Source organism: Bacillus sp. 3a, from assembly GCF_017161885.1.
GTDB lineage: Bacteria > Bacillota > Bacilli > Bacillales > Bacillaceae > Bacillus > Bacillus safensis.
The window spans coordinates 2,022,970-2,041,493 of record NZ_CP067376.1 but is presented as its reverse complement, the minus strand read 5'-3'; the positions used below and the strand labels follow the sequence as shown (position 1 = coordinate 2,041,493).

The 18,524-nt window shown below is 41.4% G+C and carries 24 protein-coding genes; 2 read left to right on the top strand and 22 right to left on the bottom strand.

The window, feature by feature from the left end:
• Positions 1-2: 2 nt before the first annotated feature.
• The 20 genes from spoVAE to JJ692_RS10290 form a co-directional block, all read right to left on the bottom strand.
• A complete protein-coding gene (spoVAE, locus tag JJ692_RS10385) occupies positions 3-353 on the bottom strand; it encodes a stage V sporulation protein AE (RefSeq protein ID WP_024422860.1) in 351 nt (116 codons plus the stop codon).
• A complete protein-coding gene (spoVAD, locus tag JJ692_RS10380; protein ID WP_185853667.1) occupies positions 353-1,369 on the bottom strand; it encodes a stage V sporulation protein AD in 1,017 nt (338 codons plus the stop codon). Before spoVAD ends, spoVAE begins: the two co-directional genes overlap by 1 nt.
• A gap of 12 nt (positions 1,370-1,381) precedes the next feature.
• Entirely contained in the window at positions 1,382-1,834 is a 453-nt protein-coding gene (spoVAC, locus tag JJ692_RS10375) for a stage V sporulation protein AC (protein ID WP_024422861.1), read from the bottom strand.
• Positions 1,835-1,854: 20 nt separating this feature from the next.
• Positions 1,855-2,271, bottom strand: a complete 417-nt coding sequence (locus JJ692_RS10370) for a stage V sporulation protein AB (protein WP_024422862.1) — start codon at positions 2,269-2,271, stop codon at positions 1,855-1,857.
• On the bottom strand, positions 2,261-2,881 hold the full coding sequence (locus tag JJ692_RS10365) for a stage V sporulation protein AA (RefSeq protein ID WP_024422863.1): 621 nt from the start codon (positions 2,879-2,881) through the stop codon (positions 2,261-2,263). The genes JJ692_RS10370 and JJ692_RS10365 overlap by 11 nt, the downstream gene beginning before the upstream one ends.
• A 114-nt stretch (positions 2,882-2,995) precedes the next feature.
• Positions 2,996-3,763 (bottom strand): RNA polymerase sporulation sigma factor SigF, encoded by a 768-nt coding sequence (gene sigF, locus JJ692_RS10360; protein WP_024422864.1) that lies wholly within the window; start codon positions 3,761-3,763, stop codon positions 2,996-2,998.
• A 13-nt stretch (positions 3,764-3,776) separates the two neighbouring features.
• Positions 3,777-4,217 (bottom strand): anti-sigma F factor, encoded by a 441-nt coding sequence (gene spoIIAB / locus JJ692_RS10355; RefSeq protein ID WP_024422865.1) that lies wholly within the window; start codon positions 4,215-4,217, stop codon positions 3,777-3,779.
• Positions 4,214-4,567, bottom strand: coding sequence for an anti-sigma F factor antagonist (gene spoIIAA, locus JJ692_RS10350; RefSeq protein ID WP_024422866.1), 354 nt, complete (start codon positions 4,565-4,567; stop codon positions 4,214-4,216). The genes spoIIAB and spoIIAA overlap by 4 nt, the downstream gene beginning before the upstream one ends.
• A gap of 161 nt (positions 4,568-4,728) precedes the next feature.
• Positions 4,729-5,883 (bottom strand): D-alanyl-D-alanine carboxypeptidase family protein, encoded by a 1,155-nt coding sequence (locus tag JJ692_RS10345; protein WP_370880883.1) that lies wholly within the window; start codon positions 5,881-5,883, stop codon positions 4,729-4,731.
• Between the two features lie 158 nt (positions 5,884-6,041).
• Positions 6,042-6,854: a purine-nucleoside phosphorylase gene (locus JJ692_RS10340; protein WP_056767204.1), complete on the bottom strand. Its 813-nt coding sequence runs from the start codon at positions 6,852-6,854 to the stop codon at positions 6,042-6,044.
• An 11-nt stretch (positions 6,855-6,865) separates the two neighbouring features.
• Entirely contained in the window at positions 6,866-8,050 is a 1,185-nt protein-coding gene (gene deoB, locus JJ692_RS10335) for a phosphopentomutase (RefSeq protein ID WP_206533713.1), read from the bottom strand.
• A 153-nt stretch (positions 8,051-8,203) separates the two neighbouring features.
• Positions 8,204-9,094, bottom strand: coding sequence for a site-specific tyrosine recombinase XerD (gene xerD / locus JJ692_RS10330; RefSeq protein WP_056767212.1), 891 nt, complete (start codon positions 9,092-9,094; stop codon positions 8,204-8,206).
• 6 nt (positions 9,095-9,100) lie between these two features.
• Positions 9,101-9,328, bottom strand: a complete 228-nt coding sequence (locus JJ692_RS10325) for a YqzK family protein (RefSeq protein ID WP_024422871.1) — start codon at positions 9,326-9,328, stop codon at positions 9,101-9,103.
• Between the two features lie 117 nt (positions 9,329-9,445).
• Positions 9,446-9,898, bottom strand: coding sequence for a ferric iron uptake transcriptional regulator (gene fur / locus JJ692_RS10320; protein ID WP_024422872.1), 453 nt, complete (start codon positions 9,896-9,898; stop codon positions 9,446-9,448).
• A 110-nt stretch (positions 9,899-10,008) separates the two neighbouring features.
• Positions 10,009-10,653 (bottom strand): stage II sporulation protein M, encoded by a 645-nt coding sequence (gene spoIIM, locus JJ692_RS10315; protein WP_024422873.1) that lies wholly within the window; start codon positions 10,651-10,653, stop codon positions 10,009-10,011.
• Between the two features lie 116 nt (positions 10,654-10,769).
• Positions 10,770-11,900, bottom strand: coding sequence for a S8 family peptidase (locus JJ692_RS10310; protein ID WP_172880488.1), 1,131 nt, complete (start codon positions 11,898-11,900; stop codon positions 10,770-10,772).
• A gap of 110 nt (positions 11,901-12,010) precedes the next feature.
• Positions 12,011-12,232 carry a hypothetical protein gene (locus JJ692_RS10305; RefSeq protein ID WP_151040033.1) on the bottom strand — a complete coding sequence of 74 codons (222 nt, stop codon included), beginning with the start codon at positions 12,230-12,232 and terminating at the stop codon, positions 12,011-12,013.
• A gap of 68 nt (positions 12,233-12,300) precedes the next feature.
• Positions 12,301-12,753, bottom strand: coding sequence for a GNAT family N-acetyltransferase (locus JJ692_RS10300; RefSeq protein ID WP_073206188.1), 453 nt, complete (start codon positions 12,751-12,753; stop codon positions 12,301-12,303).
• A complete protein-coding gene (locus JJ692_RS10295) occupies positions 12,740-13,921 on the bottom strand; it encodes a TIGR00375 family protein (RefSeq protein ID WP_041109688.1) in 1,182 nt (393 codons plus the stop codon). The genes JJ692_RS10300 and JJ692_RS10295 overlap by 14 nt, the downstream gene beginning before the upstream one ends.
• Complete coding sequence (locus JJ692_RS10290) at positions 13,918-14,475, bottom strand: NUDIX hydrolase (protein WP_206533712.1); 558 nt, start codon at positions 14,473-14,475, stop codon at positions 13,918-13,920. The genes JJ692_RS10295 and JJ692_RS10290 overlap by 4 nt, the downstream gene beginning before the upstream one ends.
• A 168-nt stretch (positions 14,476-14,643) precedes the next feature.
• On the opposite strand from JJ692_RS10290, the gene JJ692_RS10285 reads away from it, so the two are divergent.
• A complete protein-coding gene (locus JJ692_RS10285) occupies positions 14,644-15,567 on the top strand; it encodes an aldo/keto reductase (protein ID WP_206533711.1) in 924 nt (307 codons plus the stop codon).
• 297 nt (positions 15,568-15,864) lie between these two features.
• On the opposite strand, the gene JJ692_RS10280 is transcribed toward JJ692_RS10285, so the two are convergent.
• Positions 15,865-16,089, bottom strand: a complete 225-nt coding sequence (locus JJ692_RS10280) for a YqkE family protein (protein WP_024422881.1) — start codon at positions 16,087-16,089, stop codon at positions 15,865-15,867.
• 123 nt (positions 16,090-16,212) lie between these two features.
• Here JJ692_RS10280 and JJ692_RS10275 point away from each other — a divergent pair, with 123 nt between their 5' ends.
• The gene (locus JJ692_RS10275; RefSeq protein WP_206533710.1) at positions 16,213-17,139 is read left to right on the top strand and encodes an alpha/beta hydrolase; all 927 of its coding nucleotides are present in this window, start codon (positions 16,213-16,215) and stop codon (positions 17,137-17,139) included.
• 26 nt (positions 17,140-17,165) lie between these two features.
• On the opposite strand, the gene JJ692_RS10270 is transcribed toward JJ692_RS10275, so the two are convergent.
• Positions 17,166-18,428 (bottom strand): response regulator aspartate phosphatase, encoded by a 1,263-nt coding sequence (locus JJ692_RS10270; protein WP_024428051.1) that lies wholly within the window; start codon positions 18,426-18,428, stop codon positions 17,166-17,168.
• Between the last annotated feature and the right edge of the window lie 96 nt (positions 18,429-18,524).

Sequence of the window (18,524 nt, the reverse complement as noted above, 5' to 3'; positions counted from 1 at the left end):
GGTTATCCTTTCGGTTTAAAGATAAGTGCGACAATAAATGAGAATAAAATCGCAGCTGATATTCCAGCAGAGGTTAATTCAAAAATACCGATACCGATGCCAATGAATCCGTGCACGTCTGCCTGATGCATGGCCCCATGAAGCAAGCTATGACCAAAGCTGACGATTGGTACGGTTGCGCCCGCACCTGCAAATTCAATAAATTTATCATAAATACCGAATCCGTCTAAAATAGTACCTGCCACAACAAAAGTAGTCATGACATGTGCAGGCGTGAGTTTGAGTACATCTAGCAAAAGCTGGCCAATGACGCAAATAAGTCCGCCTGCCACAAAAGCGATAAGATAATCCATTAGCTCTCTCCTCCTGCACGTTCAAATACGACACCGTGCGCAATGGTTGGAATGGTCTCTTTTTGCTGAACCATCATTGGGCTGAGTAACGCCCCGGTTGCCACAACGAGTACTCTTTGCATATTCCCTGCTTTCATTTCTTGAAAAATATGACTAAATGTCACAACCGCTGAACAAGCACAGCCGCTGCCTCCAGCGAATACGTTTTGGTCGGGTGTATAGATGATTAAACCGCAATCATCGTGCTTTCGCCCAAGCTGAATGCCTTCTTCTTTCAAGAGATCCTTTAAGATCGGTGAACCAATGCCTGATAAATCTCCAGTTAGAATCAAATCGTAATCATCTACTGTTCTGCCTAAGTCTTCTAAATGCTGCTTGATGGTGTCTGCCGCTGCTGGTGCCATGGCCGATCCCATATCAAATGGATCTGTAATGCCAAGATCCATGACCCTGCCTACCGTTGCGCTCGTAATTTGAATTTGAGAGGGTTCTTGGCTGATAATAACGGCTCCGCCACCAGTTACTGTACTTGTTGCTGTATCTGGCTTTTGTCCCCCGTATTCTGTCGGATTACGAAATTGGCGTTCTGCCGTCGCATTGTGACTGCTTGTTGCTGCGATGGCTCTATTTGCAAAGCCGCCATCAATGAGTGCTGACGCAATGGCGACCGATTCCATTGAAGTCGAGCATGCCCCAAACAAGCAGAGAAACGGGATCTTCAGCTCTCTTGCCACATAGTTTGCTGTGACGTTCTGGTTGAGTAAATCTCCAGCCAGCAAAAGATCAATATCGCTTTTTTGCAAATTTGCTTTTGATAAAGCGGTTGATATCGCATCATCCATGAGCTTCCTTTCAGCCATTTCCCAGTTCTTTTGATCACAGTGCATTTCATCGTACGTTTTATCAATTAAATGACCAATCGGGCCTTCTTTTTCTTTTGGTCCTGCAGCAGTTCCTTCTGCATTGACATAAAGCTTGTGTTCAAATACCCAAGATTGTTTACCTGTTAGTTTCACCTTTCATTCCTCCTACGAAAACATCTTTTCCAAGACGTATCGAATGATCCCTACGACATATGCCGAAACGACACCAAATACAATAACGTTCCCAGCGAGTTTAAACATATTTGTGGCAACACCTAAAACAAGCCCTTCACTTTTATGCTCAAGGGCAGCACTTGTCATACTGTTAGCAAAGCCTGTCACCGGGACAGCTGATCCGGCTCCAGCAAACTGGCCGATTCTATCGTAAATACCGATACCCGTTAATAGAGAAGAAATTAAAATGAGGGTCGCCACTGTCGGGTTCCCTGCTGTCTTTTCGTTAAAATCAAAAAAATGGATATAGAAATGTTGCAGCCCCTCACCTATCAGACAGATTAAACCGCCAACTAAAAACGCCTTAATGCAGTTGAGGACATAAGGAGGTTTGGGCTGATATGTTTTCACCTTAGATGGATAGTTCTCTTTTAAACTCGACACGTGTTGTTCCCTCCAATTGATTAAATATAAATAAGCCAATGAAATAGTGATCCAAATACCTTTCCTAAGACGATGGCCATGAGCAGCAAAACAATTTTCCCGTCCATTCCAATTCTTTTCGTTAATATAGGAAGTACATTTAATACTTCAGTGAGTGCAGCTGCAAGCATGCCGACGAAGATGCCTGATAAAAGACCGACCGGCATCGCCAGCCATTTGGTTAAATGAAGATGTATTTGACTTAAGGTGGCCCAGCCGCCAACTACCGCCCCGCTAATAACAGCCGCCTCGTATCCTTGTATGAAGCGCTGCGTTTTGGTTAATTGCATTAAGCGGGGAATGATGCCAAGCACTGTAAGAAAAGCCACAAATCCTGCTCCGACCGTTAAACCGCCGCCAAGTCCAACGAGTACGACAAAAAGCCACTTACCGATCATGGATATCCTTCAATGTTTCTTTATTTTCATTGAGTGCGACATAATGATCGAGATCGAGCTGATATTTAAACATTTCCACTTCGAGCGGACTTGGTTCTTCATTTAAACGCTTTTTAAATACATGATTGAAAAACAAAATCATGCCAAAACCGAGTCCAAAGCTATATGGAATTTGTAATAAATACGGATGCTCAACCGTTTTCCCTGTGATCATTTCATATAGGCGGATATGAACGAGCCGCATACTGACATCCTCGTGGAAATTCATAATGGCAAGCGCCGCTCCAACAAATAATAGGAGCCATACAAACACAAATAAAACGGGAGAAAGCTGGCGTTTGCCTGTATCAATTTCAACAATGGCCTCAGAGCCGCCAACGGTTTGAATGTCGATATCTGGCCACGTTTTTTTGATCGTTTTGACGACATGCATGATATCAAGAACGGCGATGTGACGATCCTTTTTGCTGACATGATACACCGGCATTTTACTAAGCTTTTGCACAGCAAACTCATCACCAGTGATTTGGGCGATATCCTCTAAATAAATGAGCTGATCAATACCGGTCTTGATTCGATGGCGCAGCCGAATAAAGATTTGTCCGTCCATCCAAGTCACTTCCTATACGATGGGTTAAAAATAGTATGTGGTGAAAAATGGTTCTCATACTGATAGAACTTGATTTACCGGTAATTACCACACAAAAAAAGCCAGCCGAATTGGCTAGCTGTCTTTTTGATCCATTTGCATTTGGATTTGTTTTAAAATTTTCTTTTCAAGCCGTGAGACTTGTACTTGTGAAATGCCAAGTCTCTCTGCAACCTCAGATTGTGTCTGGTCTTTATAATACCTTAAATACACAATGAGTTTTTCCCGTTCTTCTAATTCCTTGATCGCTTCTTTCAGTGCGATTTTGTCAAACCATCTTTCCTCAGAATGATCGGCAATTTGATCAAGCAATGTAATCGGATCCCCATCATTTTCATACACCGTTTCATGAATGGATGAAGGGGAGCGCACCGCTTCTTGTGCGAGGACGACATCCTCTGGTGTGATATCAAGATATTCGGCAATTTCCTGAACAGTCGGCATTCTTCCATGAGACTTAGACAATTCATCCCTTGCCCGCCGAATTTTATTTCCGAGTTCCTTTAATGACCGGCTGACTTTGACCGTTCCATCATCCCGAATGAATCGCTGAATTTCTCCAATGATCATGGGGACGGCGTACGTTGAAAATTTTACATCATATGACAAATCAAATTTATCAACAGATTTCAGCAGTCCAATACAGCCAATCTGAAATAGATCATCTGGTTCATATCCCCTATTTAAAAAGCGCTGAACAACGGACCAAACAAGACGCATGTTTTTTTCTACGAGGAGGTCTCTTGCTTGCTGATCACCGTCTTGGCTTTTTTTGATGAGCTCTTTGACTTCATCATTTGACAGCTGGGCTTTTTTAGCTTGCTTTTTTACCTCCACATCCATATGAGCAGCTCCTTTAATTACAAAGCGCTTTGCTTTTTGATAGATGCTTTGTTAAACGGATGGTCGTGCCCATTTCTGGAGATGAGTCCACCATGACATCATCCATAAAATTCTCCATGATGGTAAAGCCCATTCCAGAGCGCTCTAAGTCTGGTTTTGTGGTGAAAAGCGGCTGTCTTGCTTCCTCAAGATCTGTAATACCCATCCCTTCGTCACGGATGGTGAGGTAAACGACATGATCATCTAATGTGACATGGATGTGCACCTTGCCATCTGGATTCCCATCATAGCCATGGATGATGGAGTTTGTCACTGCCTCAGATACGACGGTCTTGATTTCTGTTAATTCATCTAAAGTCGGATCAAGCTGAGCGATAAACGCCGCGACTGTCACCCTCGCAAACGATTCATTTTGGCTTAATGCCGAAAAAGTCAGGTTCATTTCATTTCTCATGATGCCACCCCCAATGTTTGCAAAGCCGTTTGCTCAGAAGGCTCCATCCGAATAATTTTAAACAAGCCAGACATATCAAATAACCGGTTCACTGCTGGCGAGATGGCACAGACGACCATTTCCCCGCCAAGCTGCTTAATTTCTTTATATCTTCCTAAAATCACTCCGAGTCCAGAGCTGTCCATAAACGATAAATCAGCCAGATTCAGCACAATGTGGCGAATGTCCTCTGTTTCCAAATAATTCGTCACCTTTTGTCTCAATGTTTCTGCGGAGTGATGATCGAGCTCTCCTGTTAACCGAATGCAAAGTACGCTCTCTTTTACTTGAAAATCAATACCAAGGCTCATTTTTTATTCCTCCTTGCTCTAATTTCGGATAATGAATGTTTCTCTTTTGTATGAAGTAAATCCTTCACCATGACAAAACTAGTGACCATTCGTCACATTTAGATGTTCTTTTCTTTTTCCTCATAGCAAAAAGACTGCCAATTACAGCAGCCTTTCGCCTTTTATTTCCATTTTACAAAATCAGCCATCGCCCGTTTGAAGAAAGTCCAAACGCTTGCCTTTTCCATTCCTTCTTTTGCTTCTACAGGACTTTCATGCAGCACTTTTCCATCTTTTTTCAAGACGATCGTACCAAGTTCCGTTCCTTTTGAAAATGGAGCCTTGACATCATGAGACAATTTGATTTCTTTTTTGATCTGATCCACATTTTCGCCTTTTTTCGTTAAAAGGGAGATCGGTTCAGAAGTAACGAGCTGAATGTTTTTCTTTTTCCCTTTGCTCACTTTGACCTCCGCCACATCTTGCCCTCTTTTGTAAAGCGGATGAGTCGTATATTGACTAAATGCGTAATCTAACATTTTGACTACCTGAGCGTTTCTGTCTTTCGGAGTGCTTGCGCCGAAGACAACCGCAATGACGCGCATGTTACCTTTTTTAGCAGATGCAGTTAAACAGTATTTCGCTTCACCTGTAAAACCTGTTTTCACCCCATCGACACCTGGATAAAATTTAATCAGACGGTTTGTGTTGACAAGCCAGAATTTTTTATCTGTGTTTTGCCGGAGATAGTCTTCGTAGACACCTGTGAATTTGGTGATTTGTTCGTATTTCAACAGCTCTTTTGCCATTATTGCCATATCGTGAGCTGTGCTGTAATGGTCTTTTTCAGGAAGTCCTGTTGGGTTTTGAAAGACTGTTGAGGTGAGGCCAAGCTCTTTCGCTCTTTTGTTCATCTGCTCTACGAACTGTTCTTCAGATCCTGCAATATGCTCTGCCATGGCAACTGAAGCATCATTTCCTGAAGCAATCGCAATGCCTTTCAGCATTTCTTTCACGGTCATTTCTTCTCCTGGTTCAAGGAAGATTTGTGACCCTCCCATGGACGCTGCATAGTCGCTCGTTCTGACCTTGTCTGTCATTTTCAGTTTACCCTGATCAATGGCTTCCATGATGAGAAGCATCGTCATGATTTTGGTCATACTTGCGGGTGCAAGCTTTTCATCGCTGTTTTTGTTGTAAAGCACCTTTCCCGTGTCTCGTTCTATTAAGATCGCTGATTTGGCTTCGTGTGCCAATTCTGATGTTTGTTTTTCTCCTGGTTTTTCAATCTTTTCTTTTGCTATCGCTGATGGTGAAACCATTGAGATAAGGATCATTAAAATAAACAATGCACATATATGACGTTTCAAGTGGCAGACCTCCATTATCGTAATCCTTTCTATTTTTTCCTCATACAGGCTGTTTTATTCAGAGATCGTATGATTACAAATAAAAAAGCCTTCTGCTTGGGTAGCAGAAGGCTTCTGGACACATGCTATGAAAGTTGTTTGACAATATCTTTTACTAAATCAAGAAAACTTGCTTTCACTTTTTCCGTTACTTCGATCACTTCATCATGAGACAGCGGCTGATCCAAAATACCAGATGCCGCATTGGAAATGCATGAAATACCAAGCACTTTCATTCCTGCATGACGCGCAACAATAACTTCTGGAACAGTCGACATGCCAACAGCATCTGCTCCAAGTGTTCTTAAGAAACGAACTTCAGCAGGTGTTTCATATGAAGGGCCTGTCATCCCTGCATAAACCCCTTGCTGTACAGATATGCCTAAACGCTGGGCTGTTTCTTCTGCAAGTGCCAGCAATTCTTTATCGTACGGTGCAGACATATCAGGGAAACGAACGCCTTGACTGTCATTTGGGCCAATTAATGGATTGGTCCCCATCATATTGATATGATCTGTGATTAGCATGAGATCTCCTGGACGGAATGACGTATTCACTCCGCCGGCTGCATTTGTGACAATGCATGTGTCAATGCCAATTTCTTTCATCACACGGACAGGAAACGTCACTTGCTTCATATCATATCCTTCATAGAAATGAAAACGTCCTTGCATCGCGCAAACGACAGTGCCTTTCAGCGTTCCGATCACGAGCTGCCCTGCATGTCCCTCTACTGTTGAAACAGGGAATCCAGGAATATCTTCATATTTTATTTTGATTGGATTTTCAATCTCATCTGCTAAAATGCCAAGCCCTGATCCTAAAATCAATCCAACTGTTGGTACATATGTCGATGCTTGTTTAATGTATGCCGCCGCTTCTGAAAACTGTGCTCCCACGAGATTTCCCCCTATTTGAGTTTAGATAAAAAGCTTGTTCCGTATTTTGGCATCGCTATCTTGAAATTATCTGCAACGGTTGCCCCAAGATCAGCAAACGTTTTTGCTGTTGGCAGTTCATTTGCTTCCTGATGCTTTTTGCTGTAAGCAATGAGCGGAACATATTCTCTTGTATGATCTGTTCCGTGATGAACAGGGTCATTTCCATGATCTGCTGTGATCACAAGAAGATCATCCTCTTTCAACAGGTCAAACACTTCAGGAAGACGTGCGTCAAATTCCTCTAGTGCTTTTCCATAACCCTCTGGATCTCTTCTATGTCCGTAAAGAGCGTCAAAATCAACAAGGTTTAAAAAGCTGAGTCCTGTAAAGTCTGTTTTAAGTGTATCGACCAGCTTGTCCATTCCATCCATGTTTGATTTTGTTCTAAGAGATGATGTGATCCCCTCGCCGTCATAAATATCAGAGATTTTTCCGATCGCAATGACATCGAGTCCATCATCTTTCAGTTCATTCATGACTGTACGGTCAAATGGTTTTAACGCATAGTCATGACGGTTTGGCGTTCTAACAAATGCGCCAGGCTCTCCGACAAACGGACGAGCGATAATCCGTCCAACCATATATTTTTCATCTAATGTAAGTTCACGGGCAATTTCACAAATACGGTAAAGCTCATCTAATGGCACAACTTCTTCGTGCGCAGCAATTTGCAGCACAGAATCCGCAGATGTATAAACGATAAAATCACCTGTTTTCATGTGCTCTTCGCCAAGCTCATCTAAAATTTCCGTACCAGACGCAGGTTTATTTCCAATAATACCTCGGCCTGTTTTTTCTTTTAGTTCATTTAATAGTTCATCTGGGAATCCGTCTGGAAAGACTTTGAACGGTGTGTCTATGTAAAGACCCATGATTTCCCAGTGTCCTGTCATTGTGTCTTTACCATTTGATGCTTCTTGCATTTTTCCATAATACGCAAGCGGTTTTTCATCCGCTGGAATTCCTTTGATTTCTTTAATATGACTCAGCCCAAGCTTCGCCATATTCGGCATATGAAGCCCGTTCATTTTTTCAGCAATATGTCCAAGTGTATCTGCACCTACATCATTAAAATCAGCAGCATCTGGTGCTTCCCCAATTCCTACTGAATCCATGACGACGAGGAAAATACGTTTATACTGATAATCAGGCATTAAAAAGCGCCTCCTTCAATATTCTTGTCTTTTGACCTTACAAACAGTGAGAGGTCAGACATCTCAAGTATAAACCGTTTACAAGCCAGTTGACAACCATAAACGGTGTAAACATGAAAAAGCATGACACCCGTTCACTGTGTCATGCTTTACTTATGCCCTTGGATGGAATTTGTGATACACATCTTTCAGTCTTGTTTTCGTCACATGTGTGTAAATTTGTGTTGTTGAGATATCGGCATGTCCGAGCATCTCTTGTACGGCTCTTAAGTCCGCACCGTTTTCAAGCAGGTGTGTAGCAAATGAATGTCTGAGCGTATGAGGCGTCAGTTCCTTTTGAATCCCTGCTTCGATGGCTCGTTTTTTTAAGTTCTTCCAGAAGCCCTGGCGCGACATTTTTTTCCCGTGATGATTGAGAAATAGGGCATCGGACGGCTGTTTTTTTAACAGCTTGCTTCTTCCCTTTTCAAGATATTCTTCAATCGCGCTTGCAGCAGCTTCACCGATTGGCACAATACGCTCTTTTCTTCCTTTTCCAAAACAGCGGACAAAGCCCATTGTGAGGTGTACATCGGCAAGGGTCAGATCCAGCATTTCACTGACGCGAATGCCTGTTGCATATAAGAGCTCAAGCATCGCTTTGTCTCGGTAGTCAAAGGGAGTGTGCTGATTTGGTGTATCAAGCAGCTTTTCGACCTCCCCTAATGATAAAACTTTCGGTAAAGTCCGCTCTGTTTTTTGCGTTTCAATATTCCAGGACGGGTCATCCGTTGTCACTTTTTCCCGAAGCAGAAATTGATGAAAGGAACGGATCGATGATAGATGCCGTACAGATGTTTTGCTCGATTTCCCTTCCTCTTTTAGCTGCTTTAAATAATGAATGATATGCAGGCGCGTGACATCATTGATATCCGTCAGCTGTTCATGTGTCATTAAAAAAGACAAGTAGTTCTGTAAATCTCTTTTATAAGAAACAATGGTATTTTCAGAGAGTCCTCTCTCTACGGTCATAAAATGAATAAAGTCGGATAATTGATCGTTCAATGATTTCTACTCCCCGTTTTGATAAAAATAAATCAATCGATCTTGCCAGTTGTCTTGATTCGGCTGATCCATTTCCATCACTTTAATTGCTGCACCCTCTGGTTTATCATAACGATGGTAGCTTTCATATTCTGAATTTATCCATATCATAGCATAATAGAACAGGACGGTAAAACCAGTGAACAAGATAAATACCTTGATCACTTCACCTGTTGTTTTGAGCCATTTTCCCATGATTCTCAAGTCCTTTCTCACCTTCTCATTACTTCAGCATATGCCAGGTGGGACAAGGAATATACAACGAAAATGCAAAAAACCTCTTCATCTTAAATGAAAAGGTTCCAATTCGGATTATTTGCCGGATTCATCATCATGACACCGGTGGCAAATGCCGTGAAATGTCAATCTATGATCCTTAATTTTAAATTTCCAGTCACGTTCAATAATCTCTTCGACATCTTCTAATAAATCTTCTTCTATCTCATCGACTGTTCCGCATTCCATGCAGACAAGATGATGATGGAAGTGAGCGGCTCCTTCTTTGCGAAGATCATATCGCGAAACGCCGTCTCCAAAGTTAATTTTATCAACAACTTTCAGTTCAGTGAGCAATTCTAACGTCCGATAAACAGTAGCAAGACCAATTTCAGGAGACTTCTCTTTTACGAGGAGGTATACATCTTCTGCACTTAAATGGTCTTCTTCATTCTCAAGCAGTACTCTTACTGTGGCTTCACGCTGTGGCGTGAGCTTGTAGCTGGAAGAATGAAGCTGTTTCTTAATTCGATCAATCCTATTTTCCATTGACTTTCCCTCCTACGCCACATTACTTGATCATTATATCAAATGATGTGCTGAGAGCCAACTATAATCATTTTAAATTGATAAATAAATTGATTATTAATTAATAACAATTATAAAAGAACACCTGCCAGCTTTTTCATCAGCATGAATGATATGTACGATTCAAAAAAAGACGAAAGTGCAGCAAGCGCTAAAATCATCAGCAGAACAGATGCATACCGGCCAAACCACTGGACGGGTGCTTGACTGATGGTTTTTTTCATGAAGAGCTGTCCAATGAGACGGATGGAAAACGCAATCGCACAAGTGCCAATTACTAAATAGGCTGGAATGAGCAAAATGTTTTGCGGAAGCACCGATACGAACGAGAGAAAAAATCCACTCAGCCCCATTTGATTCACGAGAAAACCAACAGTAAACCCAACAACAATTCCTTTTAAAAAGATCATAAGAAAGATAAGCGGCAGACCAACGATGGAGATTCCCAGAATCCACATAAGGCCTAAATATTTCATATGATGCAGGAAGCTTTGTAAAAACATTTCTTTTGATTCTGCTGCTTTCTCATTTGTCAGCTGACCAAAAAATTGATTTAAATAATAGAATAAATCCTCTTTCTGGCTGAATGTCATGCTATTGACAATGATGGCCCCGAAGATCACACCCATTAAAAAGAGTACAGAGACAAATAAATAAATCGAGAGATGATCTTTTACGTGCTGAAGAAGATGCTCCTTCCAAGACTTTTTCCGCATGTGTCTTCCTCCCAAATAGTAAGGTTACTAGATTCTATGAGAGAGATTACGAAACATGACAGTTTTATCGAAAGAAAAAAGAGAAAGCAGCCTGCTCACTGCTTTCTCTTTTTCATTTATCGAGCGGCTTTTTGTACATTCACAAGCCCGGCACCATAATAAAAAGGTTCTCCAAGCTTTGTCGCCGTTTTTGACAATCTCTCGCGTACTTCATCGTTTGTCAGATTCGGATGTTTTGATAGAATGACAGCCGCAGCGCCCGCTACATGCGGTGATGCCATTGACGTTCCGCTCATGTAGCCGTATTCGTTATGAGGAATGGTGCTCAGCGTTGAAACGCCTGGTGCTGAGACTTCGATTTCCTCGCCAACAGATGAATCAAAGGCTCTTTGCTTTTTTTGGTCAACAGAGGCAACCGCCATCACTGAGCTGTATTTAGCCGGATAGTCAATCGTATTGAGAGAGCCATAGCTTCCTTCATTCCCTGCAGAAGCCACAATGAGAATCCCTTTATCATACGCTCGATCTACCGCTTCTTTCAGCGCCTCAGATTCACTTGCTCCCCCCATACTAATATTGATGACATCCATGTCATTCTCAATGGCCCATTCAATCCCTTTTATGATCCAGCTATAGTAGCCATCACCATTTTCATCTGCCACCTTGACAGCATAGATAGAAGCTTTTGGCGCAACACCAACGACACCTACCTTATTATCTAATGCGGCAATTGTGCCTGCCACATGCGTTCCATGTTCATGGGGATCAACAAGCGGATCAGACTCTGCCGGTACAAAGCTCACCCCGCCGGTGACATGTAAATCCTCATGTTTACCGTCGATGCCGCTGTCAAGAACGGCTACTTTGACATTCTGTCCAGCGTATCCTTGTTTATGTACCTTTTGTGCTTTGATGCTTTTGATGCCGTATGGAACAGTTTGACCGCTAGTTTTTGCTTTTTGGTCTTCCTCGATGAAGGTCACTTCTTTTGCTTCATTCAGTTTCTTTTTCGAAGTCTCATTCAATGACACTTTCATCATATCTATTTGCTCTATGGATTCTTTCACATGCCCGCCAGCTTCTTCTACAAGCTGTTTTTGTGTTTTATCTTGAACGGAAGAAGAAAAGCCGATCATGTACTCTTTTTTTGCTTGCTCCTTTGCAGAAATATCTGACGTGCCAAACATGACCGATGCCACAAGCACACTTGCCATACAAAGCCCTGCTCCAAATGACTTGACGTTCACGATACTCACTCTCCCTTTCGTTTCTTTTTGTCATTTAACTACATTTTTAGACAAAAAGAAACGACCGTTTGTCCTATTTTTTAAAATTTTCCATTTATTTGATCTAGTTGTCACAAAAAAGCAAAATAAAAATGCTTATGATCCTCTTGATAGTGATCATAAGCATTTCGTCCTTTATGTTTTTTCATCATATGCTGCAAGGCTTCTCGTTTTGTTTTTGTCTTCCTTTCGTGTGTGCTAAAATGCGGCATGTTTCCTCTCGACAGTTCTGGATTTCGGCTGTGCTGCCTTTGGATATGCTCTCGTGTTTTCTTTGCTCTGCTTTTTCCCATTTGGCAAAACCCCTTTCGTTGACGTTATGATACACGATGTTCCATAAAAAAGATAGACGTATACACGTCTATCTTTCTGTTTTCACCATATCAAGATGCGGAATCCCATCTTCATCATAAACATCTGAGACGGCCTTGAAACCAAATGATTCGTAAAATGACTTCAGGTAGGCTTGCGCCTGTATTTTGATACTTGTTTCACCTAATTCACTAAGCTTTTCTAAAGCCTTGATGAGCAGCAGCTTTCCATAGCCTTTTTTCCGGCCGGCCTGCGTCACAAGAACGCGGCCGATGGACGCCTCTTTGTACATGATCCCGTTTTGGAAAATTCGGCAATACGCCACAATGACGCCGTTCTCTTTTGCGATGAGATGAAGCGCTTCTTGGTCCCTGTGATCAATTTCAGGGTAAGGGCATGTTTGTTCAACAACAAACACGTTGACTCTTTCCATGAGAATCAAGTAAAGATCCTCTTTTGACAATTGTTCAAATGTGTGACATGTCCATTTAATGTGACTCATGATTGATATCCACCTTACCGTACACTCCGCCTCCACCAGCGATGAGTCCGACTTCGCCCTTCCTTGCTTTGATGATGTAGCCCGCTGTCTTTTCTGGCAGAACGGCTTTTAGTTCTTGTTCTGTTGCTTGATGTAAAATATTCATCTCTGTGTGAAACACGGCTTTTAGCTTCTCCAGTGTTTTAGGTCCAACTCCCGGAATAAACTGAAGCGGAAGCTGATGAACATAAGGAGGTCTCGTTCTTTTTTCACTTTCTTGGTCAGCAAGCTCTTCTAAACGTTCACTTACTCCTTTTGTCATCCGTGTATGTCCGCATACATGGCACTCTTTTTGATCTGGTGCGTGAGGTCTAACCCCGCATTTCTCGCAGGTCGTATGATAATACTTCCCAAGCCGCGGAGCAAGTCCATAATTTCCTGTGACAGCTCGGCCATCTTTTTCTTCAAGGGCTAGCTTGAATTCGGCAAAAGAGGCATGATCCATTTTGATTTTTGTATATTCTCGCGCGATTTTCCCTAAAGAATGAGCATCTGAATTCGTTAAAAAGGGATATCGGTTCAGCTCACTCAACTGGGACGCCATTGACGTATCACAGCTAAGACCAAGCTCAACAGCATCAATAAGGTCAGGATCAAATACTTCCGTTAAAGAAGTGTTGACCCCTTTGCCGTATAGACTTTTATGCGGCGTAAAAATATGAGCAGGAATAAACAAACCTCCCAGCTCCTTAACCTTGCGCTGAAGTGTTTTCCCATCAACATAGAGACGCTGTGAACTCAAATGCACATTTTTCATATGAAGCGAAAGCCATGCGGAAAACTCAGACATTTTGTGTAGTGTGGGCATAAATGCCAGCACATGAATTGGACCCTTTGAATGGTCATCATTGATTTCTAATTCACTGCCCAAAAGCAGCACTGTCTGTCCAAATGATAAACCGCCGTCATTTAGTTCAGTGTACCTGCCTTCCTCTACACCTTCTATTAATTCTTCTAGGACTTCTGGAGATTGTGCATCAATCACACCAATCATCCCCATCCCTTTACTTTCTGCTGCTTCAATAAGAATTTGATCAATTGTCAGTGACCTTGCACCTGTAATTTTGACAGCTCTGCCTGTTCTTGTTCTGCCAATATGGATATGGATGTCTGCAAAAAATTCCTTCATTTTGTTGACTCAAGTACCTCTTGCAGTTGTAAGTACTGAATGGCATAGGCTGTTTTTGCATCATAAATATGCTGCTCTTCAATGAGGTGCAAGGCTTCTTCTAATGAAACTTCCATGACTTCGACAAATTCATCTTCATCCAGCTCTCTTTTTTCTTCAAGCGGAACTAGCTGATCTGCTAGATAGATGTGAACAATTTCATCTGCAAAACCAGGTGATGTATAAAAGGCCGTCAGCTTTTGAAGCTGCTGAGTTGTATATCCTGTTTCTTCTTCTAATTCTCTTAATGCTGTATGTGCGGGCTCTTCCCCTTTTTCTAGTTTTCCGGCCGGAATTTCAACGATGGCTCTCTCTAGGGCTTTACGGTATTGTTTGACCAAGATGATTTTATTTTCGTCTGTACGTGCAATGACGGCTACTGCACCAGGATGTTTAATGATTTCGCGTTTGCCTTGTTTTCCATTAGGCAATTCTACATCTTCAAGAACCAAATCAATGATTTTTCCGCTGTATAATTCTTTCGACGATAATGTTTTTTCTTCAAAGTCCTTCAATTTTGTCAGCTCCTCGTTCTACTTTCACTTTTTACTTCATTTATTTTAACATAGATGATTTAAGAGAAGCGAAAAGCGAAACGCTTGCTTCAATGCGCCATTTGAAATCACCTAGCTTGAATTCCTGATTTTTTTCACTTAATGTGAAAGGATAGGAGTGTGATGGAATTGAAAAAAAGACGAATTGGCACCTCAGATCTCTTAGTGAGCGAGGCGGCACTAGGGTGCATGTCTCTTGGGACGGAAAAAGAAAAAGCGCTCTCTTTATTAGATGAGGCCATTGATCTCGGAATTAACTATTTGGATACAGCCGATTTATATGATTTTGGGACAAATGAGGAAATTGTCGGGGAAGCCATTAAAAACAGACGGCAGGATTTGATTTTGGCGACAAAAGGCGGCAACCGCTTTGAAAAAGGCAAACCGGGCTGGGACTGGGACCCTTCAAAAGCGTACATAAAGGAAGCAGTAAAACAAAGCCTCAAGCGGCTTCAAACAGATTATATTGATTTATATCAATTGCACGGAGGCACGATTGATGACCCCATTGATGAAACGATTGAGGCTTTTGAAGAGTTAGTAGAGGAAGGCGTAATTCGCTATTATGGCATTTCATCTATCCGTCCAAATGTCATTAAAGAATATGCCAAAAAGTCCAATATCGTAAGCGTGATGATGCAATATAGTTTACTCGACCGCCGCCCAGAAGAATGGTTCTCTCTACTTGAAGAACAAAGCATTAGTGTCGTCGCAAGAGGTCCTTTAGCGAAAGGATTATTAACTGAAAAGCCACTTTCTCAAGCAAGTGCAGCGATTCAAAAAAACGGCTATCTTCAATATTCATTTGAAGAGCTTCAGCAGATCATTCCTTCTTTAAAGAAAGTCGCTTATGACCTATCACTCACTGAATTGTCCATTCAGTATATACTGAAACATTCTGCGGTCAGTTCCGTTGTATTTGGTGCAAGCTCAGTGGATCAGTTAAAAGAAAATATAGCAGCAGCAAATGCACGTTCTTTAGGTGATCAAGAAATCAAAGCATTGACATACTATACAAAATCATTTGTGTATGAGGCGCACCGGTTCAAATAAGAAAAAAGATCATCTCTGAGATTGTAGAAAAACTTACGTTTTTCTACATTTTTTTATTTTAGCGTATGTATGATGCTCAACAGGCTGTGGAGAAGCCTCTATTGCACAGCTCCGTTTATGCACCTTTTTTCTGGAGCTGATTGTAGCTTATTTGATCAGTTCATCTGATAAAGTGGATTTTTCTCTCATAAAAAGAGAAGAGGGCATAAGTGTTTTTCTTTTAAGCACTTATGTTTCTGCTGTGGATCTATCTCAATGATGATGAACTGAAAAAAGAGAGCTTCATTGCTCCCTTTTTTAGCTTTTATACTTTCGCCAGTCTAAATGGCTTTCATCTAGCAGCTCTGAAAAGCTTTTGTTTTTTTCTTTTTCTTTCTGCTGCCGAAGGAGGTCTTGTCGTTTTTGTTCTTCTCTTTTTTCTGTTTCGACGGCAAGGTTCTGCTTCATTTGAAGAAGCTGCTGTTTGACATCATCGTTTATGCCATCCTTTAATTTCGCTTGATCTTGTTTGGTCTTTTTCATTGTGCCTCTCTCCTTTTGACTTAGTGTATCATCCGTTTTATTTTCTGAGCAAGAGGCACGCCAATCTCCCAAGATGTGGTATGATCGTCATAGAAAAAACTCCGGAAAGGAAGAATCGGCTAGATGAAGAAATGGATCGCTATATTTGCCTTCATATTATGTCCACTCGCTGCAGTCGGCATTTTTTTCACCAATAAAATGATGTATATTCGAAAATTAACGGTTGAAGAGCTCATCAAACGAGAATCAGATGGAGGCCATTATCATCATGAGGAATTTCAACAGCTTAAAAAAGAGAAAGTGTGTATTCCTTCAGCATTTGGTTATGATCTCCATGGCTATTTTGTGCCGTATCCACATACAACACGCACAATCGTCCTTTGCCACGGTGTTACAGTCAGTTTGATTAACTCCGTTAAGTATATGAAATTATTCCAAAAGCTCGGATGGAATGTGATGCTTTATGATCATAGAAGACATGGGATGAGCGGCGGAAAAACCACGAGTTATGGATATTATGAAAAAGAAGATCTAGCAAAGATCGTAAAGTGGCTCAGACAAAAACTCGGAGAAAGTGCCATCATTGGGATACACGGGGAATCAATGGGTGCAGTCACGACCTTGTTATATGCTGCAAAGCCGGAAGCAAACGCCAATTTTTACATAGCAGACTGCCCTTTTGCTTCTTTTGAGGACCAGCTTCTTTATCGATTAAAAACAGATTTTCGCCTTTCAGGAGAGTGGATTCTTCCACTAAGTGATCAAGTGTTAAAATGGCGGGACGGATACCGCATCCGGCAAGTTTCCCCTCTTGATGTGATTGATCAGGTGAAAGAACCTGTACTTTTTATTCATAGCCGCCATGACGACTATATCCCCTGTGAGCAAAGTCAGCAGTTATATGCACGAAAAAAGGGCGACAAACAGTTATTTATTGCGCCACACGGTGCGCATGCAATGTCTTTTAGCGAAAATAAGGAAGCTTATGAGCAAGAAATTCAAGCATTTCTTCAAAGATTTGAATTGAATGAAAATAAAAGAGGAGAATGAACAGCAGTTCGTCCCCTCTTTTTGAGCTAACTTATACGATAGTCACCACTGTTGTATGGTGTCTGCCCGCAAGCTCCATATGGCTCTCTTCCGATTGCTGCTGACTCATGACCGATAATCCTGCAGTTGCTGCCAATAAAAGAACTATCAAACTCGTTTTCATATAAATGACCCCCATTTTGGATTTTTGATATGGCTTGAATTTTCCTTTCGTAAAACCGGGTAGATACTTCAAACAGTCCAAGCTCATTGTAATAATGAGCCGCATCAAGTGCCAATTCCTCAATATCTGGGTATAAGCGCTTGTCCTCGAGCAGGTCTAATGTATCGTCTATGATTGTTATGTCTGCATCAACGTATAATGCTTTTAAGAACTGAAATTTGCAGATGTAAATTTCATCTTCTAATTCACAGGCCTTCATAATACCTTGTTGATAGAGGGTTAACGACTCTTCTATTTGTTTTTGTTTAAACAGGATTTGTGTCAGCATAAATAGTGGGTCTAGAGAGCGATTAAGATGGGTTAAATTCTCCTTTTCAAACACTTCAATAGAGTCTTTCAGATAACGGCTTGCTTCCGCAAGATCGTTCATTTGATAATAACAGTTACCTAAGTTGAAAAGGGCCGAACCTATGACTCGAGGGTTTCCAATTGAGCGTGCTCGCTTTAGAGCATTTTTAAAGTAGGGCAATGCATGTTCATAGCATTTCAAATCATCATAGTTTGCACCAATGACAAATTCACAGTGGATGATTCTCAGCGTGTACGTTCTGTAAGCAGAATACGTATCTAACGCTTGCAAGGCATAGTGCATCGAAAAGTGGGTTTGTTTCATGTGGTAGTAAATTTCTGCTAATTTAAAGTAAAATTCTGCTCTTTCTATATCATCTGATATGAGATTGAGCTTTTTTTCTGCTGAGCGGTAATAAGCAATGGCACTTAAATAGTTTCTCTGTTCAAATTCAAACATTCCTGTGAAAAAATGAACATAGTATTCAAGCATATCCGTTAATTTCGTTTGTGAATGTTCAATCGTTTCTAGCAAATTCTTAATCTCTTCATCATTCGAGGCTTTCTTTGCCGGTTCAAAATATTCAAGCATCACCTTGTGACGAAAATCCATCAGCTGGTAAAACAATAACAAGTTTTGATCCTGCTCCATCTCCAGGATTTCCTGCTCGATCTCCGCCTTCAGCTTCTCTGCTTTCATCACATGAAATCCGCAAATCTGCCTATACCATTCGTTTATTTTGATTCCAACCTGAGGCGATGACAGCTTGAGCTTCAATTCACTTTAGCACCTCCCTTCTCATATACGATACATGTTGTATTCTATCACATTTCCTCGAATGGAAGAAATATGAAATGTCATTTTTCGCAAAGT